19 protein-coding genes are annotated in these 17621 nt (G+C 72.5%); 15 read left to right on the forward strand and 4 right to left on the reverse strand.

Annotated features, from left to right (window positions below):
- Window positions 1–3 precede the first annotated feature (3 nt).
- The 9 genes from NBM05_RS08400 (at window position 4) to NBM05_RS08440 (ending at window position 4803) form a co-directional block, all read left to right on the forward strand.
- Window positions 4–336: a DUF2190 family protein gene (locus NBM05_RS08400; protein ID WP_254166503.1), complete on the forward strand. Its 333-nt coding sequence runs from the start codon at window positions 4–6 to the stop codon at window positions 334–336.
- 25 nt (window positions 337–361) lie between these two features.
- The gene (locus tag NBM05_RS08405) at window positions 362–1459 is read left to right on the forward strand and encodes a phage major capsid protein (protein WP_254166504.1); all 1098 of its coding nucleotides are present in this window, start codon (window positions 362–364) and stop codon (window positions 1457–1459) included.
- Between the two features lie 35 nt (window positions 1460–1494).
- Window positions 1495–1926 (forward strand): hypothetical protein, encoded by a 432-nt coding sequence (locus NBM05_RS08410; protein WP_254166505.1) that lies wholly within the window; start codon window positions 1495–1497, stop codon window positions 1924–1926.
- On the forward strand, window positions 1914–2375 hold the full coding sequence (locus tag NBM05_RS08415) for a DUF6093 family protein (RefSeq protein ID WP_254166506.1): 462 nt from the start codon (window positions 1914–1916) through the stop codon (window positions 2373–2375). Before NBM05_RS08410 ends, NBM05_RS08415 begins: the two co-directional genes overlap by 13 nt.
- Entirely contained in the window at window positions 2365–2709 is a 345-nt protein-coding gene (locus tag NBM05_RS08420) for an HK97-gp10 family putative phage morphogenesis protein (RefSeq protein ID WP_254166507.1), read from the forward strand. The genes NBM05_RS08415 and NBM05_RS08420 overlap by 11 nt, the downstream gene beginning before the upstream one ends.
- The gene (locus NBM05_RS08425) at window positions 2706–3134 is read left to right on the forward strand and encodes a hypothetical protein (protein WP_254166508.1); all 429 of its coding nucleotides are present in this window, start codon (window positions 2706–2708) and stop codon (window positions 3132–3134) included. The genes NBM05_RS08420 and NBM05_RS08425 overlap by 4 nt, the downstream gene beginning before the upstream one ends.
- A gap of 41 nt (window positions 3135–3175) precedes the next feature.
- Complete coding sequence (locus NBM05_RS08430; protein WP_254166509.1) at window positions 3176–3457, forward strand: hypothetical protein; 282 nt, start codon at window positions 3176–3178, stop codon at window positions 3455–3457.
- Window positions 3458–4036, forward strand: coding sequence for a phage tail tube protein (locus NBM05_RS08435; RefSeq protein ID WP_254166510.1), 579 nt, complete (start codon window positions 3458–3460; stop codon window positions 4034–4036).
- Between the two features lie 164 nt (window positions 4037–4200).
- Window positions 4201–4803 (forward strand): hypothetical protein, encoded by a 603-nt coding sequence (locus NBM05_RS08440; RefSeq protein WP_254166511.1) that lies wholly within the window; start codon window positions 4201–4203, stop codon window positions 4801–4803.
- A 281-nt stretch (window positions 4804–5084) separates the two neighbouring features.
- Here the strand turns inward: NBM05_RS08440 and NBM05_RS08445 are convergent, their stop codons facing one another.
- The 4 genes from NBM05_RS08445 to NBM05_RS08460 form a co-directional block, all read right to left on the reverse strand.
- Window positions 5085–5300 (reverse strand): hypothetical protein, encoded by a 216-nt coding sequence (locus tag NBM05_RS08445; RefSeq protein WP_254166513.1) that lies wholly within the window; start codon window positions 5298–5300, stop codon window positions 5085–5087.
- 134 nt (window positions 5301–5434) lie between these two features.
- On the reverse strand, window positions 5435–5701 hold the full coding sequence (locus tag NBM05_RS08450; RefSeq protein ID WP_254166515.1) for a hypothetical protein: 267 nt from the start codon (window positions 5699–5701) through the stop codon (window positions 5435–5437).
- Window positions 5694–5918, reverse strand: coding sequence for a hypothetical protein (locus NBM05_RS08455; protein WP_254166516.1), 225 nt, complete (start codon window positions 5916–5918; stop codon window positions 5694–5696). Before NBM05_RS08455 ends, NBM05_RS08450 begins: the two co-directional genes overlap by 8 nt.
- Complete coding sequence (locus NBM05_RS08460) at window positions 5919–6173, reverse strand: hypothetical protein (RefSeq protein WP_254166517.1); 255 nt, start codon at window positions 6171–6173, stop codon at window positions 5919–5921. It abuts the gene before it with no gap.
- Between the two features lie 24 nt (window positions 6174–6197).
- On the opposite strand from NBM05_RS08460, the gene NBM05_RS08465 reads away from it, so the two are divergent.
- The 6 genes from NBM05_RS08465 (at window position 6198) to NBM05_RS08490 (ending at window position 17621) form a co-directional block, all read left to right on the forward strand.
- Entirely contained in the window at window positions 6198–10199 is a 4002-nt protein-coding gene (locus tag NBM05_RS08465; protein WP_254166518.1) for a phage tail tape measure protein, read from the forward strand.
- 105 nt (window positions 10200–10304) lie between these two features.
- Complete coding sequence (locus NBM05_RS08470) at window positions 10305–11135, forward strand: hypothetical protein (protein WP_254166519.1); 831 nt, start codon at window positions 10305–10307, stop codon at window positions 11133–11135.
- Window positions 11132–13474 (forward strand): hypothetical protein, encoded by a 2343-nt coding sequence (locus tag NBM05_RS08475; protein WP_254166520.1) that lies wholly within the window; start codon window positions 11132–11134, stop codon window positions 13472–13474. Before NBM05_RS08470 ends, NBM05_RS08475 begins: the two co-directional genes overlap by 4 nt.
- A gap of 201 nt (window positions 13475–13675) precedes the next feature.
- Window positions 13676–16165 carry an SGNH/GDSL hydrolase family protein gene (locus NBM05_RS08480; protein ID WP_254166521.1) on the forward strand — a complete coding sequence of 830 codons (2490 nt, stop codon included), beginning with the start codon at window positions 13676–13678 and terminating at the stop codon, window positions 16163–16165.
- Window positions 16152–16646 (forward strand): DUF2746 domain-containing protein, encoded by a 495-nt coding sequence (locus tag NBM05_RS08485; protein WP_254166522.1) that lies wholly within the window; start codon window positions 16152–16154, stop codon window positions 16644–16646. Before NBM05_RS08480 ends, NBM05_RS08485 begins: the two co-directional genes overlap by 14 nt.
- A 93-nt stretch (window positions 16647–16739) precedes the next feature.
- A complete protein-coding gene (locus NBM05_RS08490) occupies window positions 16740–17621 on the forward strand; it encodes a peptidoglycan amidohydrolase family protein (RefSeq protein WP_254166524.1) in 882 nt (293 codons plus the stop codon).

Genomic DNA, 17621 nt, shown 5'->3' on the forward strand with positions numbered 1-17621 from the left:
ACCATGGCACTGAACCAGCGCTACACCCGCGCCGACCACATCTCCTTCCCCGCCCCGCGGGCCCTGAAGTCCGGGGATCCCGTGCGCATCGGCCAGTTCGCCGGCGTCGTCCACACCGACGCCGCCCGCGACGAGATGGTCACCCTCTGGCTCGACGGGTCCTACATCCTCACCGTCAACGGCACCGTCACGGTGGGGCAGCAGATCAACCTCACCTCCACCGGGATGCTGAGCAGCACCGTCGGCAACGGCGAACCCTTCGGCGTCGCGCTCACCCCGGCCGGACCGGGGAACTCGCCGGTCGAGGTCGCCCCCTACGGCAAGGTCCCCCGGTAGCCCCCACCCCTCTAGGAGAACCAGCATGACCACCACCTTCATGGACAGCGACTTCCTGCACGCCGACAAGATCGAACAGGCCCGCCCCTCCGACTTCACCGGCGTCCTCGAGGCCGCCAAGACCTTCAAGGCCGGCCTGACCGGCGGATTCCGCGCCAAGGCCAACCTGCAGGAGGCCTTCACCACCGCCGACTTCCCGAAGCTGCTCGCGCCCGCGCTCGGCATCGAGGCCCTCGACCTCTTCCGCGCCCACACCCCCGAATGGCAGGGCATCGTCGACACCGCCGGCGTCCCCGACTTCACCGAGAAGCCCTACGTCGGCCTCCACGACCTCGACGAGTTCGACGACGTCGCCCAGGGCGAGGAGTACAAGGGCGCGCCCCTGACCGAGACCGGATACAAGATCCAGGTCGGCAAGACCGGCCGCGCGATCGGCCTGACCTGGGAACTGAACCTCTCCCGCAACTGGTCCACCCTCGCCAAGCTGCCTCAGCGGCTGGCCTCCGCGGCGCGCCGGACCGAGGACGCCAAGGTCTTCGGCTGCCTCATCGACCCCCGCGGCGGGCCGTCCAAGACCCTGTTCACCGGGCCCTCCGCGCCCACCCGACTGCCGCTGACCTACGACAACCTCCTCACCGCGCTCGGCGCCCTGCGCCTGCGCAAGGGCGAGGACGGGCAGCTCATCGACGTCGACCGGTTCACCCTCGTGGTCCACCCCGCCCTGAAGACCGCCGCCGAGGCGATCCTCAACATCACCGAGGTCCAGACCACCCAGGGCGGCACCGCGACCAAGACCGGCAACGGCGTGCGCGCCTCGATCGCCTCGCTCGTCGCGCCCCGGGCCCTGGCCAAGTACGACACCGCGAACAAGGCCGAGACCACCTGGTACCTGCTGCCCGAGCCCGGCTCCACGACGCCGGCGATCGCGAAGGTCAGCCTCGACGGGCACGAGGAGCCGGACCTGCGCGTGAGCAACACCCAGGGCCTGCGCGCCGGCGGGGGCGGCCCGATCGACCCCATGCAGGGCTCCTTCAAGGACGACACCATCTGGTACCGCGGCCGGCACGTCACCGGCGGCGCCGCGCTCATGCCCTACGCGGTCTACGCCTCCCAGGGCTCCTGACCCGGGCGGGAACCCACCCAAGCCGAGGAGGCGCGATGGACACCCAGCAGCCGTTCGGCGGCCCGGACCCGGCCCGGGCCGCCGCCGCGGACCACGGGGACACCCCGGACGACGTCGCCGACGTGCGCCTGCTCATCGGGGAACCGCGCCGGGACCGCTCCGAGCTGTTCGACCCCGAGCAGATCCGCCGGTTCCTGCGCCTGAGCGGCGGCTCCGTCAAACGGGCCGCCGCCCGGGCGCTGCTGAGCATCGCGGCCTCCGAGGTGCTGCTGTCCAAGAAGATCACCACCCAGGACCTCTCCACCGACGGACCCTCCGTGGCCGCCGAGCTGCGCGCCCAGGCCCGGGACCTGATCGCCGACGCCGACGCCGACGACGCCCGCACCGGCCCGGACGCCGCCTACGCCGCGTACATCCCCGCCGGCCCGCCCACCCGGCAGGAGGGGACCGAACGATGGGCGCCCTAGACCCCGACCGACCGCTCATCCCACCCGGCTGGCACGAGCACCACCGGCCGGTCGCCGAGGCCGCCTTCACCGCGAGATGCCGCATCTACCACCGCGTCCTCGACCCACCCGTGGGATTCGAGAGGGAGGACTGGGACCTCGTGGCCGAGGGCGCGCCCTGCCGCGTCCAGCAACTGAACTCCGGCGCCGCGGACCTCGGCATCGCCGCCGGCCAGATCGTCGGCGCGAAGCTCTACCGCATCTCCCTTCCCCTCGAGTGGGCCCACGAGATCACCGGCGGCGCCGCGAGCGCGCAGATCGTCATCACCGACACCCCGCGCTACGACCCCCAGCTGACGGGCCGCCGGTTCGACGTCGTGCACGTCCTGCAGGGCACCGACCTGTGGCAGCGGGACCTGCTCTGCGTCGACGTCGAGACCCAGAACGGAGCGATGGACTATGGCGACTGACAGCACCGAGCTCGCCGAGCTCGCCGGGGACCTGCGCGCCGGCGCCGCCCGGGTGGAGCGGGCCGTCCACGCCGCGACGGTCAAGGCCGGCGCGGACCTGCAGGCCCAGGCGCAGCGCCGGGCCCCCGTGGACACCGGGTACCTGCGGGCCTCCATCGCCGCGGAGAGCCCCGCCCCGGGCGAGGTCCTCGTCGGGCCCGGCGCGCATTACGGGATCTACCTGGAGTACGGGACCTCCCGGATGGCCGCCCGGCCGTACATGACGCCGGCGTTCGACGTCGTGGCCCCGGCCTACGAGCGCGCGATCGCCCAGGCGGGGGAGGCGCTGCTGTGAGCGTCACCGCCGACGAGGCCCGGGAGCGGCTGCACCGGGCGCTGCGGGGCATCGACGGGCGCCTGCCGGTCTACACCGGCACCGTGGACCGGGCCGTGCCGACCCACCCCTCGGGAAGGATCCGGCCCTACGTGTGCCTGTGGGTCTCCCAGGGTGCCGCGGACCCGGCCATGGAGGCCCTCGACGCCCTGGCCGCCACCGGGGCGCGGCGGCTGCGGATCCACACGCAGCTGGTCGGCGCGGACGCCGCGAACGTCCACTGGCTGGCCGACCGGGTGGGCCCCGCGCTGACCAACCTGCGCGTGGGGGACCACGTGGTGAAGCCCGACGCCGAGCAGCACGCCCACGCGTTCATCATCACCGACACCGGCGTCACCCCGCCCCGGCAGTACCTGCCCCTGCTGTGGACCCTCGACCTTGACTGACCCCCATCCGCCACCCCCCGATCCGACGAAGGAGACCACCCATGGCCATCGTGCCCATGCGCACCACAGACGGCGAGACCATCTACCGGCCCGAGGAGCACCTCGAGCTGTTCCCGGAGCTCGTGAGCCCGCTGCCGGCGGGAGGCGACGCGGCGACCACCGTGACGGCCGACGCCGCCGGGGCCGCGGCGAAGGACGCGGTCACCGCCGCGACCGGGCCGGCCGCCCCCGGAACCGACCCGGCCGCCGGCGCCGGCGAGCCCGGAACCAGCCCGCGCGCCGGCCGCAGACCCGCCAAGACCACCGAGAAGGAGGCACACTGAATGACCATCCTGACCGCGGCCACCGCCGCCCCGCAGATCCTGCCCCCGAAGACCCTCGCCGACGCCAAGATCCGCCTGACCTACTGCACCTACCTCTCCGACCCCGAGAACCCCACCATCGCCGAGCTCAACGCCGGCATTGACCTGTCCCAGCGCGTGCTGAAGGCCGACTACCGGCTCTCGGCTACGGCTTCCGAGACCGTGGACGACCAGGCCGCCCTGAGCGACGAGTCCAACCCCGTGGTGCTGGGCCCCTCCAACTACGAGGGGCTCATCAGCATCTTCCGCTGGTTCGACCCCACCCACCTCGGCCGCCACGACACCCTCGGCGACATCGCCTTCCAGGCCCTGAAGGACAAGGGCACCGGCGGGTACATGGTCGCCCGGGAGACCGGCAAGCGGTTCGACGCCGCCTGGGAGGCCACCGACGAGGTCGACGTCTACGAGATCCTCACCGACACCCCGCAGAAGCCCACCGACAACGGTGGCTTCATCCGCCGCACCGTGCCGCTGAACCCGCAGCGGGCCTGGCAGAACCGGGCCGTGCGCCCCGCGGTGACCTCGACCGGCGGGCGGTAGCCCCGCCGCGCGGCCGCCCACCGCACGGCCCCCTCACCCGTGCCCGCCGCCCGGCGTCCTCTCCCGGGCGGCGGGCCGCCCACCCCGTGACAGAACGAACCGGCGTCGGCGGCGCCGCGAACCGACCCGCCCCGCCCCGCCCCCAGAACGGAGAACCATCGGCCATGACCGACAGCACCACCCCCGAGACCCTCGCCGCCCGCGCGCTCACCGATCAGGCCCGGCCCGCCGAGCATTCGGCCCCTGATGCCGAGACCTTCGACCTCGGCGACTGGCTGACCGGCGGCACGGAGCACCGCCTGCGCGAGGTCGTGACCGTCTACCGCGATGCGCACCTGGCCGCCGACGTCGAACGCATCGAGGCCGCCATGAAGCGCGCCGAGGAGGCGCCGGAGGGCATGGAGTCCATGGGCGACGCCGGCGCCGGCGAGCTCGAACGGGAGAAGCAGCGGCTGCTCGAGCGGATGGAGGCGGCGAAGGCGGAGGTCGAGCTGTACGCGCTGATCGAGCCCGAGCTGGCCGAGATCCGCGCCGAGCTGGGGGAGAAGCCGAAGGACTACAACTACCACCAGGACATGGACTACTGGTACCGGATCCTGGCCCGGGCCGCCCGGCTGCAGGGCCGGGCCCTGGAACCGGAGCAGTGGGCCGCCCTGCACCGGACGATCGGGGCGCAGTTCGCCGCGATCATCCTGCGGTACCAGGCGGCGCAGCAGATCGACGTGACGCCCCGATTTCGCCGCGGACGCCCTGGCGAGCGGCCGTAACCCCGGGGTCCTGCTGGCGCTGAAGACCGGCCGGGCGTGGGGGAAGCCGCCCGGGTTCTTCCTCGGCTCCGGCGAGGCCTGGAGCGTCCGGGACCGGATCGCGGCGCTCGCCTTCCAGATCGTCGAGCTCGAGCGGTGCCCCGAGTGCGGGAACCCGGTCTCCGTGTGCCGGGATCCGGGGATGTCCGGGCGGTTCCGGGTCGAGACGCAGACGTGCTTCGCGAAGGAGGCCGTGGAGTCCGCGCAGCGGGACATCAAGGAGCCGGCGCCGGGTCAGGTGCTCATCGCGGTGCGGGAGGATCCTGCTGAGCAGACGGGGACGGCGTTTGGGGCTGCTCCGTGGTGACGGGCTGGGCGGGCAGACCGCGTCCTATGTAGGTTCCCGTGCACACCGCTGTTGTACCGATGATGAAGACAATCAGACTGGTGAAGCCGAAATCGATGTCCCAGGCCCAGCTGGAGAAGTTCATGGCCGCGCCGATGAAGAAGAGGGCCATGCCCCATCCCTGCAGGTGTTTGCGCCACCTGATACGCCGTGTGACATCGCTCATAGACTGAGCATAGAGGCGAGGTGCGCGCTGAACCTAGGGCCCCGGCTTCGCGGGATGGGCCGGGGATCCTCGGCTGGGAATCACCGCTCGATCTGTGGCGCACCTTCGTTCCGGAGGGCAATTCCGTCGGCGGGCTCCCGGGTGGCCGCGATGCGCTTGAGGTACCCGATGACGATCAGCACGACGCCGAGACCGGCCGGCGGGATCAGCAGCAGCACCAGCCCCAGCAATGCCAGGCCGTAGAACCAGGCCAAGACCAGCAGGCCGAGGAACGCGAGAGCGGTCAACGCGAGGACCACGATGCCCGCGATGATCAGTCCCCGGCCGGGCAGCCGTCGTTCAGTCATGGCGCACCCGTTCGGAGTCCCGGGCCGCCGCGATGCGCTGGAGGTAGCCGATGAGCATGAAGATCGGCCCGGCGATGCACAGCAGGATCACCGGCAGTCCGGGCACGCCCCCGCCGAGGGCTGTCGCCACCCCGAGGATCAGCGCGATCAAGAGGTAGGCGATGCCGAAGCCAAGCATGGTGTCCCCGGGGAGTCGCTTCTGCTGTGCGCGTGCCATTCAATGCTCCTTCGACGATTCGACACGGGTCGCCTCCGCGCCCATCCACGCCGTGACCAGCCGGGTGAGCCGGGCGAGGTATCCCAGCCCGGCCAGCAGGATGGCCAAGGTCCCCGCCCCGACCGGCGCGGCGGAGGGCTTCTCGAACGTGAGCGCGGTGAACAGCGTCAGCACCGCGAAGGCACCGATCAGGGCGCTGGCACAGAAGAGCAGGGTCTCGGACAGGGTGCGGGTGGGCACTGGCGGGTCAGTCATGGCAACAGAGTAGAGGTGATTCGGGTGGCAGATCGCAGCGTCACGATCCGTTTGAAGGCCGAGATCTCGGCGTTCAAGGCCGCGATGGCCGAGGCGGCGTCGGCGTCGAAATCCGCGGCTGCGCAGATCGATCAGGCGTTTGCCAAGGTCGGGGCGCAGGGAGCCGAGGGCGCGCAGCGTGCCGGGGACGCCTACCGGCGGGCCGGAACTGATGCCGCGAGCTCGGCACAGGGGATTGGTGAGGCCTACGGCGCGGCTGGCGTTCGCGCAGGTGAAGCCGCCGAGGGGGTTAAGTCCCCCTGGGCCGACGCCGGCGATACCGCGGAGAAGTCCGCCGACGGAGTGGGCCAGGCCTACGACGTCGCCGGCGCTGAAGCAAAGGCCGCAGCTGACGGGATCAAGCCCGGATGGGAGCAGGCCGGTGACGCTGCCGCGCAGTCAGCGGACGGCGTCGGCCAAGCGTACGACGAGGCCGGTGATGCCGCGGCCGCCGCGGCTCAGGACGTCCGCCCGCCCTGGGAGCAGGCGGGAGATTCTGCCGAGCACTCCGCCGACGGCGTGGGCGAGGCCTACGACCAGGCGGGCGACCAGGCCGCGGCCGCCGCGCACGACGTCGCCGAGCCCTGGAACCAGGCCGGCACGACCGCCGAGAGCTCCGCCGACGGGGTCGGCCAGGCCTACGCCGAGGCCGGCGCCGACGCCGCGAACGCCGCCGACGGCGTCGCCACCCCGTGGGAGCAGGCCGGCCAGGCGGGGGAGCAGGCCGGCCACAAGACCGGGCAGTCCTTCGACGAGGCCGGGACCAAGGCCGAGGGCGCCGGCGAGCGCGCCGGCTCCGTCTGGGCCAGCATGGGGTCCTCGGTGACCGGGTCGATCAACGGCGTGATCGCCAAGCAGCGCGAGCACTCCGCCGAGTGGGACACGATCGCCAACCGCTCGGCCATCGCCGGCGGCGCGGTGGTGGGCGCCGTCGGGCTGGTGGTGAAGTCTGCGATGTCTTGGGAGTCCGCGTGGGCCGGGGTGACCAAGACGGTCGACGGGACGCCGCAGCAGCTCAAGGCCGTGGAGGACGGGCTGCGCGGCATGGCCCGGGAGCTGCCGGCCTCGCACCAGGATCTGGCCGCGGTGGCCGAGGCGGCCGGGCAGCTCGGGGTGCAGACCCCGCATGTCCTGGCGTTCACCCGGACCATGATCGACATGGGGGAGTCCACCAACCTCTCCGCCGAGGACGCCGCGACCAGCATCGCGCGGTTCACCAACATCATGGGCACCGTCGGCGAGGTCGGGGAGTCCGCCTACTCCCGGGTGGGGTCCGCGCTGGTGCGGCTGGGCAACAACTTCGCGACCACGGAGCGGGAGATCGTGGAGATGTCCCTGCGCCTGGCCGGCGCCGGGGCGCAGATGAACATGACCGAGGGCGACGTGCTCGGGATCGCCGCGGCCATGTCCTCGGTGGGCATCGAGGCCGAGGCGGGCGGCACCGCCATGTCCATGTCGCTGAAGAAGATCGACAACGCGGTGCGCACCAGCTCGACCGAGCTGGAGACCTTCGCGCGGATCTCCGGGACGTCGGCGGAGGAGTTCACGAACACGTGGCGGGAGAACCCCGCCCAGGCCCTGGACTCCTTCGTGCAGGGGCTCGGACGGGTGAAGGACGAGGGCGGGTCGGTCTCGCAGGTCCTCACCGAGCTGGGGATCCGGGGGATCCGCGAGCAGGACGCGTTCCTGCGCCTGGCGGGAGCCTCCGACATCCTCACCAGCTCGCTTCACCAGAGCAACGACGGATTCCGGGAGAACATCGACCGCGTGGAGGAGGCCGGGAAGCGGTACGAGACCACCGAGTCCCGGGCCCGCATCGCGTGGAACTCGATCCAGGACGCCGCGGTCACCGCCGGCGCGGCGATCCTGCCCGCGGTGGCCGGCATGGCCGATGCCCTGGCCGGGCTGGCCGGGTGGTTCAGCAGTCTGCCCCAGCCCGTCATGGGGACGGTCGTCGCCATCGCGGGGCTCGCCGGCGCGGCCGCCCTGGCCGTCGGCGGCGGGATGAAGCTCATCGCGTGGCTGGCCCAGACCAAGGCGGCGCTGGACACCCTCGGGGTCGCCACCACCGGGCTCGGCGGGAAGCTGAGCAAGGTCGGCAAGTACGCGGCCGGGGCCGCCGCCGGATTCGCGGTCCTGCAGGGCCTCGGCGCCGTATTCAGCCGCGACGACGTGCTCTCGGTGGACCAGATGACCAACGCCATGTCCGGGGCGGAGTTCAACGTCAGCCGGCTCGACGACGCGTTCCGCAACGCCGACTTCGTCAACGGCCGCGGCCGCTGGTCCCTCGAGGGGACGGTGTCCGGCATCGACGGGATCGGCAGCGCCATCGCCCGCATCAACGACAGCGGCGGCGTCGACCACCTGACCCGGGTCATGGGCGGGCTGACGGCGTCGACCCCGGCGGTGGGGAAGCTGGCCAAGAGCCTGGGCAACGTCGACGAATCACTCGCCGGGATGTTCCGGGACGGGAACACCGAACGCGCGGCCCAGGCCTTCCGATCCATCGCGGAGGAGGCCGAGAAGTCCGGGGTGCCGCTCGAGGTCACCGCCAAGCTGTTCCCGCAGCTGCGCGACGCGGTCATCCAGTACGCCAACAGCCTCAACGTGACCCTCACGCCCCAGGAGCAGCTGCAGGCCATGATGGGCGATCTGCCGCCGAAGCTGCTGGACGCGGCCGAGTCGGCGCAGGCGGCCGGCGGCGGGCTCGAGGGCGCCGCCGGTGCCATGGGCCTGCTCGGAGGGGAGGCCGCGGACACCCAGAAGACCCTGGACGACGTCATGCAGAGCCTGCGCCAGCTCGGGGAGATCAACATGACCGCCGCCGAGGCGACCGGTGCCTATCACGAGTCCCTGCGCGAGCTGCACGGCGCCCTGGCGGAGAACGCCTTCGCCTTCGACGAGGCCACCGGCATGCTCGACACCACCACCGAGAGCGGGTACGCCGCGCAGAAGGCGTTCAACGAGCTCGGCCGCGCCGGGTGGGACATGGCCGAGGCCATGGCCAAGCAGGGTGCCTCCCAGGCGGAGGTGCAGAACGCGCTGCGCACCACCTACGACGACCTGGTCGACACCGGCGTCCGGTTCGGGCTGACCAGCGAACAGGCGGATAGCCTCGCGCGGGCTGTGCTCGGCATCGAGCCGGAGGTCTCCATCGACTCGTGGATGAGCGACGCGGCCAAGCAGATGGCCGAGGGCACCCAGTCCTCGCTCAGCGACATCGAGCGCCAGATCGCCGTGCGGACCTGGATGGGCGAGGACATCGTCCTCCAGGCCGTGCGGTCCCGCGCCGCGGTGCTCGACATCCCGGAGAGCGACGCCGTCGACTCCTGGATGAGCTCGGTGGCCGAGAACAAGGCCAACGACACCACCGCCGCCATCCTCCGCATCCCCAAGGACACCCGCATCTCCTCGTGGATGAGCGAGAACGCCCTGAACACCGCCCGGGAGACCGCGCGGGCGATCGAGCGGATCCCCACGTTCAGGGAGGTCCAGATCAAGGTCATCGAGTCGCACCAGAAGTTCTCGCTCGGCGGCGTGGAGAAGTCGCAGGCGGGGTACTCCGCCGGCGGATCGGTGATCGAGGGGCTGCGGGGCATGGCCGCGGGCGGGCTCGTGCCGGGCACACCGCCGGCCGACCCCACCGCGGACAACGTCTTCGCGCGCGTGGCCGACACCGGGGAGCTGATCAAGGTGCGCTCGCAGGAGTTCATCGCCAACGAGCCGGCCGCCCGGAAGAACCGGGCCTGGCTCGAGTGGATGAACGCCGGCGGGGTGATGCCGGGGTCCCCGCGCGGATTCGCAGCCGGCACCCCGGCCAGCACGACGGCGCCGCGCGGGTTCCCGGCCCGGGCCGGTGGCGCGGACGAGATCGCGGCCGCGGTGCACGCGGCGATGCGCTCCTGGCAGCCGGTGGTCAACCTGGGCGGCCGGGAGACCTACGGGTTCATGAAGCAGGTCGAACGGCGGTACGGGCCGCGCGCGTGAGGCGGGCGGCCCTGTACCGGACCCCACCGTGCCCAGGCCACCGGCCACGGAATGGACGCCACCGGACCCCGCCGGCCCCACCACCCCCCGACGAAGGAGGCCCCCATGCACCTCGGCACCACCCTGGACGGCTTCTTCCCGGTCAAGGCCTCCGTCACCCTGGAGACCTCCCGCGAATCCCGCGTCCGGTTCCACGAGGCCGCCGACGGCGGGCGCACCGCCACCGTCTTCGGCGGCCTCGCCGCGGCCCGCACCTGGGCCGCCGGCTACGGCGCCGTGCGCCCCGGCGAGCTCGACCTCCTGGAGTCAATGGCCGCCGACGCCGCCTGGTACCGCCGCGGCACCGGCCTGCAGTTCCTGCCCACCGGCGGCCAGCGGGTCAACATGCTCTCCCGGGAGGAGTCCTCCCTGGCCTACCTCGAGCACTACATGCCGGCCCCGGTGCGGACCGAGCACGGCGTCGTCCTGGGGTACTCGGCCGGGCCGCGGCGGGCCGCGGTGGTCGGCGAGGGCATCCCGCTGCCGGTCCCCGCGTCCGGGGCCCCGCGGTGCCGGCTCACCGCCTCGGCCTACGCGCGCGGCCGCACGACCCTGCTGGTCCGCTACCGGGACGCCGCCCGCGGCGTCGTCGCCGAGCACCGCGCCGTGGCGACCGGCGGCGCCTCGACCTTCGACCGGATCGCCCTGCACTGCCCCGAGGCCCCACCCGCCCCGGCCGTCCACGCCGACCTGCTCGTCACCGGCGAGTTCACCCGCCCCGCCGTGACCCTCGGCCCGGAGCTCTACGCCTGGGGCGAGGGGCAGCGGGTGCCCTCGGTCGTCGTCGAGCAGAACGCCTCCGCGCTGCTGTGGGCCGGCTCCCGGTGCCTCGACGCGGCGACCTACGCCCGGCCCGCCTACACCATCACCGAGCTCAGGACGGGGGACCCTGCATGACGCGCACCCTCCGGCAGATCCGCACCCTCGTCACCCTGCGCGGGCAGGACCGCGGCCTGCACCCGGTCAGCTGGTCCGCGGCCCTGACCAACGACCTGCCCGGCCGCTTCACCAGCTCCGACTCCGTGCCCCAGCGCACCGGCACGATCCGCTGGGACCACGACCAGGAGGGGACGATTTCCCGCGACGTCTCGCCCCTGGACCCCGACTACCCCCGCCCCGGCGACCCGGTCGTCTGCACCGCGCAGATCCGGCAGGGGGAGGAGGTCACCGCGCAGCGGGTGTTCACTGGCGTCGTCGACGAGACCAGCGGCGGCATGGGCGAGCCGCTGGTGTCCACGCTGATCGACCGCTCGGACGACCTGAACGCCTCCGTCTCCTGGTACCCGCTGATCCACCGCATGCCGCGCCGTCAGCGCACTCAGTGGCGCTCCCCGTACCCCGGCACCCAGTACGTCTACGTCCTAGCCGAAGCCGCCAAGCAGTGCGGCTTCGGCGCCCGGTACCCCGCCTTCGACGGCGACTGGCTGCTCAACGCGCACCTGAACGGCTCCGTCTGGACCGACTTCCTGCGCTACGAGGGCGGCCTGGTGGCGGCCGGCGTCACCGAGGACCCCTCCGGGCCACCGGTCTTCGCCGCGCTGCGCGGGCGCCGCGGCCTGCAGCGGGGCGTAGCAGCCTGGGACAACGACCCGCGCTCGGTCCTGCCGCACGGCCTGTTCATCGACGTCGAGCTCCTCGGCTGCCAGGCCGGCACCTACCTGTACCTCGGCGTGAGGTTCAACGACTCCACGACGGTGCAGCTCGGCGTCGTCGACGGCGGCCTGCACATCTACACCTCCACCGGCCGGCACATCCGCGTGGCCGACCTGGCGCCCGGGGACCACCTGCTGGGCCTGTACTACCCGCCCGGGACGGGGCAGCGGCTCTGGGCGCGGATCGACGGGCAGTTCCACGAGACGCCCCTGACCCGGCTCGACGCGGACCGGGAGATCATCGGCACCGGCGCGGACACCTACCAGACGCCCACCACCGCCCCGATCTTCCTGTACAAGACCGGGCCCGGGATCGCGTGCGAGGCCATGATCGGCCGGCCCGGGCAGGACCAGGCCACCCCGCGCGCGTGGCAGGCGATCTGCCGCTCGCGGACCGGGCACGCGGTGAACTGGCGACTCGACGCCCAGATCCCCGGCACCGGGTACATCCCCGGCATGGAGACCGAGACCGGCAAGGACGCGATCGCCACGGTCGCGGGGCCCTACTGCATCTCCTCGTGGGTCGACGGCGCCGGGATCCTGCAGTTCTGGTCCGGGAACCTCCTGCGCGCCCAGGCGCCCGCGCTGCGGCTGACCGAGTCCGACTACGCGCCGCTGCGCTGGTCCACCGCCTACACGCACGCCGCCGGGCAGGTCACGGGGAAGTTCCGGGACCGGCTGATCAGCATGAACGGGTCCGGCAACCCGGTGGTCGAGGTGTGGACCGGGTCCTCCTCGGACACCTTCGACGCCGACCGGCGGCTGACCTACATCGTGCGCATCGGCGACAGCGAGGACTTCTTCGAGGTCGACACGAAGCCGGTGAACCTCAACGAGAAGTTCGACGCGATCAAGGACGCGATCGGGGAGCGGCTGCGCCTGGGCCGGCTCGAGAAGTGGTGGTGGGGCTGGCGCAGCGTCTTCGCCGTCGCGCGCACCGACAAGAACGAGACCGGCAGCCGGCCCTACCCGCTGGACGCGGTGCCGGGCGGGCTGATCCAGTGCGAGGTCGAGCGGATCTCGATCAAGACGTTCAAGGTCACCGTCGGCTGGGCCGGGACGGGCGGCTGGGCGCGCGACTCGCGGCCGCAGATGCCTCAGCAGATCAACGAGTCCCTGGGCTTCAACATGAACAACCAAGGCATGCCCGTGCTGCGCGCCGGCGGTGGGGTGGAAGTCTTCGACGCCACCTCGCTCGCCTTCCCCACCGGCGGGCCGGCCGGGCCGGAGCTGATCCACGACATGGGCGTGTGGGGCTCCGGCGGAGCCGTGCGGCACGTGTGCCGGGTGCTGGCCGAGTACTTCGCGACCGAGCACCCCGTCTTCGAGGACGTGACCACCAGCTTCGACCCGCGGATCGACGTCGGCCTGGTCCTCACCCTGGAGGCCACCAAACGGTGGGGGCACGCGTTCACGGTCCTGGTGACCGGCGTCGAGCACGACCCTGTCGCCGGCACGACGACGTTCACCCCGCGGGTGGTCTCCTTCCGGCGGACCTCCCGGACCTACGGCGAGGTGGAGCGGGACTTCGCCTCGTACCGGGAGCTGGAGGGGGTCGGGACGTATCGGGCGCTGACGGGATGAGCGGCGCCGGGGTGGTTGCGGCCGCGACCGCCGCGGGCTCCCGGGCGGACGATGCCACCCGTGGCCCGCGGGGCGGACGAGCGGCACTTGCGGCCTGTGGGGCGGACGAGCGGCGCCTGTGGCCCGCGGGACGAGCGGCATCCGAGGCGCACCCGGACCGGTGCCGCGACCAGATCAGACGAGCAGCAGAGGAGGGCCCGCATGCCCATGACCAGCACCCCGCGCGGGTGGCCCGTCCCCGACCGGCAGGAGCGCGCCACCGTGCCCGCCCACCTGCAGGGCCTGGGCAACGCCATCGACAACGAGTTCACCCAGCACATCGGCCGCCTGGACCACACCCTCACCGAGGAGGCCGCCGCGCGCGCCGCGACCGACGACGCCGAGCGCACCGCCCGGCAGACCGCGGACGCGGACCTGACCGCCCGCCTCACCGAGGAGCAGACCGCCCGCTCCGAGGGCGACGCCGCGCTCTCCCGGGCGATCAACGGCGCCACCCCGCGGTCCACCGGCTGGCGCGAGGTCCCCTTCGGGCAGATGGCGCTGGTCCTGGACCCTGCGGCGTCGAACTCGCTGCAGATCCGGCGCGTGGGCGACGTCGTGCAGGTGCGCGGGGCCGTGCGGCTGCTGGCCACCGGGCGGGCGTCCGTGGTCGTGCTGCAGCTGCCGGCCGGATTCGGGAACCAGGCGGGGCCGGGGGAGACGCCGGTCAGCTACCACGGCGTCGTCTCCACCGGTCCCCGGGAGGCCCGGCCCGAACGCGGCCAGGTGTGGCTGAGCACCGAGCCGTCCACGCTGGGCACGCGCCTGTACGCCGGGGACCTCGCGGCGCCGGCGTGGCGCGCGGGCGTGAGCTTCACGATCGACTTCCCGACCAACGAGCCCTGGCCCGCTGCCTCTCCGGGAGCGGAGGTCACCCCACCGGCCGACGCCGCCACCGGCGGATCCCCGGTCACCCTCGAGGGGGTCCGCGCGGACCTCGCCGCCGAGCGGCGCGCCCGGGCCGGGGCGGACACGACCCTGGGCGACCGTGCCACCACGCTGGAGCGCCGCGCGGCCTCCCACGAGGGCGAGCTGGTGCGCGTCGAGGTGCGGAACACCGCGCAGCGCACGCAGGAGGCGGGGAACCTGGTGCTCAACGGGGACGGGCGCGCCCGCCACGGGTGGGCCGAGTTCGGGCACAATACCGGCGGGCCGGGGGTCAACGGCGGTTTCCCCGGGTCGTTCTGGCTCCAGGGGCGCAGGACCGCGGCCGGGGAGGCGTTCCCGGTGCCGGGGCCGGGGCTCTACGACGTCGAGCTCTGGGCGCGCGGCGGGCAGGAGAACTCCCGGTTCGACGTCGACCTGGTGTGCCTCGACGTCGCCGGCGCGGAGCTCACCGGGGGAGTGGCCGAGGTGGTGCGGGCCGGGGTGGCGCCGGTGTCCTCGTGGCGGCGGTTCAGCCGCCGGGTGCGGCTGCCGGACGGGTGCCGGCAGGTCCGGATCCGGGTGACCGCGCAGTCGGGCGGGACCGTGGTGGCGGGGAACTACCAGTGGTTCACCGGGTGGGGTGTCCGCGCGGTCGCCTCGGGGTTCGCCCCTGGGGACGGGCCGCTGCCGGGCGCGGTGCGCGCCGGGCTGGCCCGGTGCCAGTCCCAGCGGGTCAACGTGGTGCTGCTCGGGTCCTCGACGATGCAGGGGTTCTTCTCCTCCACCCCGCGGCACTCCTTCGCCGGGCACCTGGCCACCGCGCTGTACGCCCACCACCCGATGGCCGACGGCTCCCAGCACTACGAGACCTCCAACCTCGCCCAGGCCCCGGCCGACGGGCTCACCGCACCGGGGCTCATGGTGGTCAACGGCGCGGCCGGCGGCACCCAGGCCCACGACTACCTGCCCGAGGACAAGGTCCAGGCGATCAGGGCCCTGGCCCCGCCGGTGGTCTTCCACATGGTCGGCTCCAACGACTACCTGGTCCGCAAGTCCATCACCGCCTACACCCGGGACGTGGAGAAGGCCCTGGACCGCATCGACGCCGTGGCCGCGACGCACCACGTGCTGATCCACCAGAACCCGCGCCTGGACGTCCCCGAGCCGGCGACGCCGCCGTGGGAGGCCTACGGGGCCGCGCTGGGGGCGATCGCGGCCGGGCGGGAGAACGCGAGCTTCGTGGACCTGTCCCGGGCGTTCACCGACTACGGGGTGCGGCCCGGGAACCCGATGGGGCTCTACGCCGCCGACGACATCCACCTCGTCGACGCCGGGTACCAGCTGCTGGCCACCACGATGATCGGCCTGCTGGGGTGGGAGCCGAAGCACCAGGACACCGGGTGGATCCCGCTGCCGACCAACCCGGGCAACCGGGACATCGAGTGGAAGGACATCCCCACCGGGCGGCCCAGCGGCTACTTCATGGGCTACCGGGTGGTGGATGGTACCGCGCACTTCACCGGCGGAATCCGGCGGCGGGACCGCGCGGACTTCGACACCCCGCTGTGGAACTTCGCCCACCTGCCCGAGCACGTGCGCCCGGCCGGGGACGTGCTGTGCACGGGCTACGGCGGGCACTACTCGACGGTGTTTCTGCGCGTGGTCAGCGACGGGTCGATCTCGGCGCTGCGGGTGCTGGACCGGGAGCAGAAGCTGGCGTACGTGGACGTCTCGGCGTTGTCGTATCCGGTGGAGCGGATGGGGAGGTTCCATGCTGGCCAATGACACGACGTCGGGCGCGGAGCTGGTGCCGCCGGCCACCGGGCTGCCCGTCCTGGACGTGCTGCTGACCTCGCTGGTGGCGATCGCGGTGACCGGGGTCGGGCTGCTGGTGCTCTACGCGAAGGTCCGCCCGCACCTGGAGTCGCTGCGGCGGGATGCGCGGGCGGCGAGTGAGAACTCGCGGGTGGCCCGGGAGGAGGTGAAGAACACGCATCCGACGAATCTGCGGGTGGATCTGGATGGGATGCGGGCGCAGATCGACTCCCTGGTGGCCTCCTCGGCCCGGCTGGAGAGCCTGCACGATGAGACCGCGAAGGATGTGCGGGGGATCCGGGCGGAGATGGGGCAGATGCGCGGGGAGGACCGGGAGCACCGCGAGCGCATCGGTGGGCTGGAGGCGCGGTTGGACCGGCATGTGAAGGCAGCGCGCGAGTACGGGCCGCGGATCCGGGCGCTGGAGGCCCGGTCGGATGAACGGCAGTAGAGGCACCCCGCTGGGGGTGCCTTTTCCATACCTACCCCCGGACCGCGGAGCATCTCTTAGGACCGGTGGGGGAGATCAACGAGGGGAGAGGGAATGTCTGAGGCGACCGAGAGGATGATCGAGTGGTTCGCGGCCCGGGCCGGGCGGGTGCGGTACTCGATGAGCTACCGGACTGGGCCGGGTGCCTATGACTGCTCGTCGGCGGTCTACTTCGCGATGATCCACGCCGGGCTGCGGCCGCCGGGGAGCTGGATCGGGAACACCGAGAGCCTGTTCCGGGACCTACCGGCCGCGGGGTGGCACCAGTTGCCGGCGGATCCGGGGGGCGGGTTTATCGATGCCCTGCGCGGGGACGTGTTCATTTGGGGTCGGCAGGGGGCCTCGAGCGGGGCGGCCGGGCATACCGGGATCTTCGTGGATGCGGAGAACATCATCCACTGCAATGCCGGTTACGACGGCATCACCATCAACGATCACGACGCGATGTGGGCGGCGAATCTGCGCCCGCCGGTCGTGGTCTACCGGCACGGTGCCTCCGTGCCGACGAGTCCGGCCGAGCGGCCGGTGAGTACGAGAGAACCGTTGGAGGAGATCATGAGCTGGTATCGGAACCGGCAGGAGTTCGAGGACCGGATGTACGAGAAGGCGAAGGACGCGGTGATCAACAACGTCCGGTGGGCGACCTGGCCGGGTTTTAACGGACAACTTCAGAACCTGCAGACCGTCCTGAACTGGGGGCTGACCACGATCATGAACCGCGTCGACCCGAAGCGCGAGATCCGGCAGTACGGGATGTGGAAGGGCCAAGACCTCGGTGCGAACAAAACCAACGTCACCACGCACGATCGCGAAGCGGCCTACCGGGCGTCCGAGGACGACAAGCGCCGGCTGGCAGAGGAGCAAAGTGACCGGCGTCTGAGTGCGCTCGAGAACGGGCAGCGGGAGATCCTCGCCCTGCTGAAAGAAGGAAAGTAA

Source organism: Rothia santali (genome assembly GCF_024199905.1).
Lineage (GTDB): Bacteria > Actinomycetota > Actinomycetes > Actinomycetales > Micrococcaceae > Rothia > Rothia santali.

Excerpts from the sequence above, each read along its gene's own strand:
- NBM05_RS08415 (WP_254166506.1), top strand. The coding sequence starts at position 1,914 with ATGGGCGCCCTAGACCCCGACCGACCGCTCATCCCACCCGGCTGGCAC.
- NBM05_RS08475 (WP_254166520.1), top strand. The coding sequence starts at position 11,132 with ATGACGCGCACCCTCCGGCAGATCCGCACCCTCGTCACCCTGCGCGGG.
- NBM05_RS08490 (WP_254166524.1), top strand. The coding sequence starts at position 16,740 with ATGTCTGAGGCGACCGAGAGGATGATCGAGTGGTTCGCGGCCCGGGCC.
- NBM05_RS08420 (WP_254166507.1), top strand. The coding sequence starts at position 2,365 with ATGGCGACTGACAGCACCGAGCTCGCCGAGCTCGCCGGGGACCTGCGC.
- NBM05_RS08440 (WP_254166511.1), top strand. The coding sequence starts at position 4,201 with ATGACCGACAGCACCACCCCCGAGACCCTCGCCGCCCGCGCGCTCACC.
- NBM05_RS08460 (WP_254166517.1), bottom strand. The coding sequence starts at position 6,173 with ATGACTGACCCGCCAGTGCCCACCCGCACCCTGTCCGAGACCCTGCTC.
- NBM05_RS08480 (WP_254166521.1), top strand. The coding sequence starts at position 13,676 with ATGCCCATGACCAGCACCCCGCGCGGGTGGCCCGTCCCCGACCGGCAG.
- NBM05_RS08405 (WP_254166504.1), top strand. The coding sequence starts at position 362 with ATGACCACCACCTTCATGGACAGCGACTTCCTGCACGCCGACAAGATC.
- NBM05_RS08455 (WP_254166516.1), bottom strand. The coding sequence starts at position 5,918 with ATGGCACGCGCACAGCAGAAGCGACTCCCCGGGGACACCATGCTTGGC.
- NBM05_RS08430 (WP_254166509.1), top strand. The coding sequence starts at position 3,176 with ATGGCCATCGTGCCCATGCGCACCACAGACGGCGAGACCATCTACCGG.
- NBM05_RS08435 (WP_254166510.1), top strand. The coding sequence starts at position 3,458 with ATGACCATCCTGACCGCGGCCACCGCCGCCCCGCAGATCCTGCCCCCG.
- NBM05_RS08485 (WP_254166522.1), top strand. The coding sequence starts at position 16,152 with ATGCTGGCCAATGACACGACGTCGGGCGCGGAGCTGGTGCCGCCGGCC.
- NBM05_RS08445 (WP_254166513.1), bottom strand. The coding sequence starts at position 5,300 with ATGGCCCTCTTCTTCATCGGCGCGGCCATGAACTTCTCCAGCTGGGCC.
- NBM05_RS08400 (WP_254166503.1), top strand. The coding sequence starts at position 4 with ATGGCACTGAACCAGCGCTACACCCGCGCCGACCACATCTCCTTCCCC.
- NBM05_RS08410 (WP_254166505.1), top strand. The coding sequence starts at position 1,495 with ATGGACACCCAGCAGCCGTTCGGCGGCCCGGACCCGGCCCGGGCCGCC.
- NBM05_RS08470 (WP_254166519.1), top strand. The coding sequence starts at position 10,305 with ATGCACCTCGGCACCACCCTGGACGGCTTCTTCCCGGTCAAGGCCTCC.
- NBM05_RS08450 (WP_254166515.1), bottom strand. The coding sequence starts at position 5,701 with ATGACTGAACGACGGCTGCCCGGCCGGGGACTGATCATCGCGGGCATC.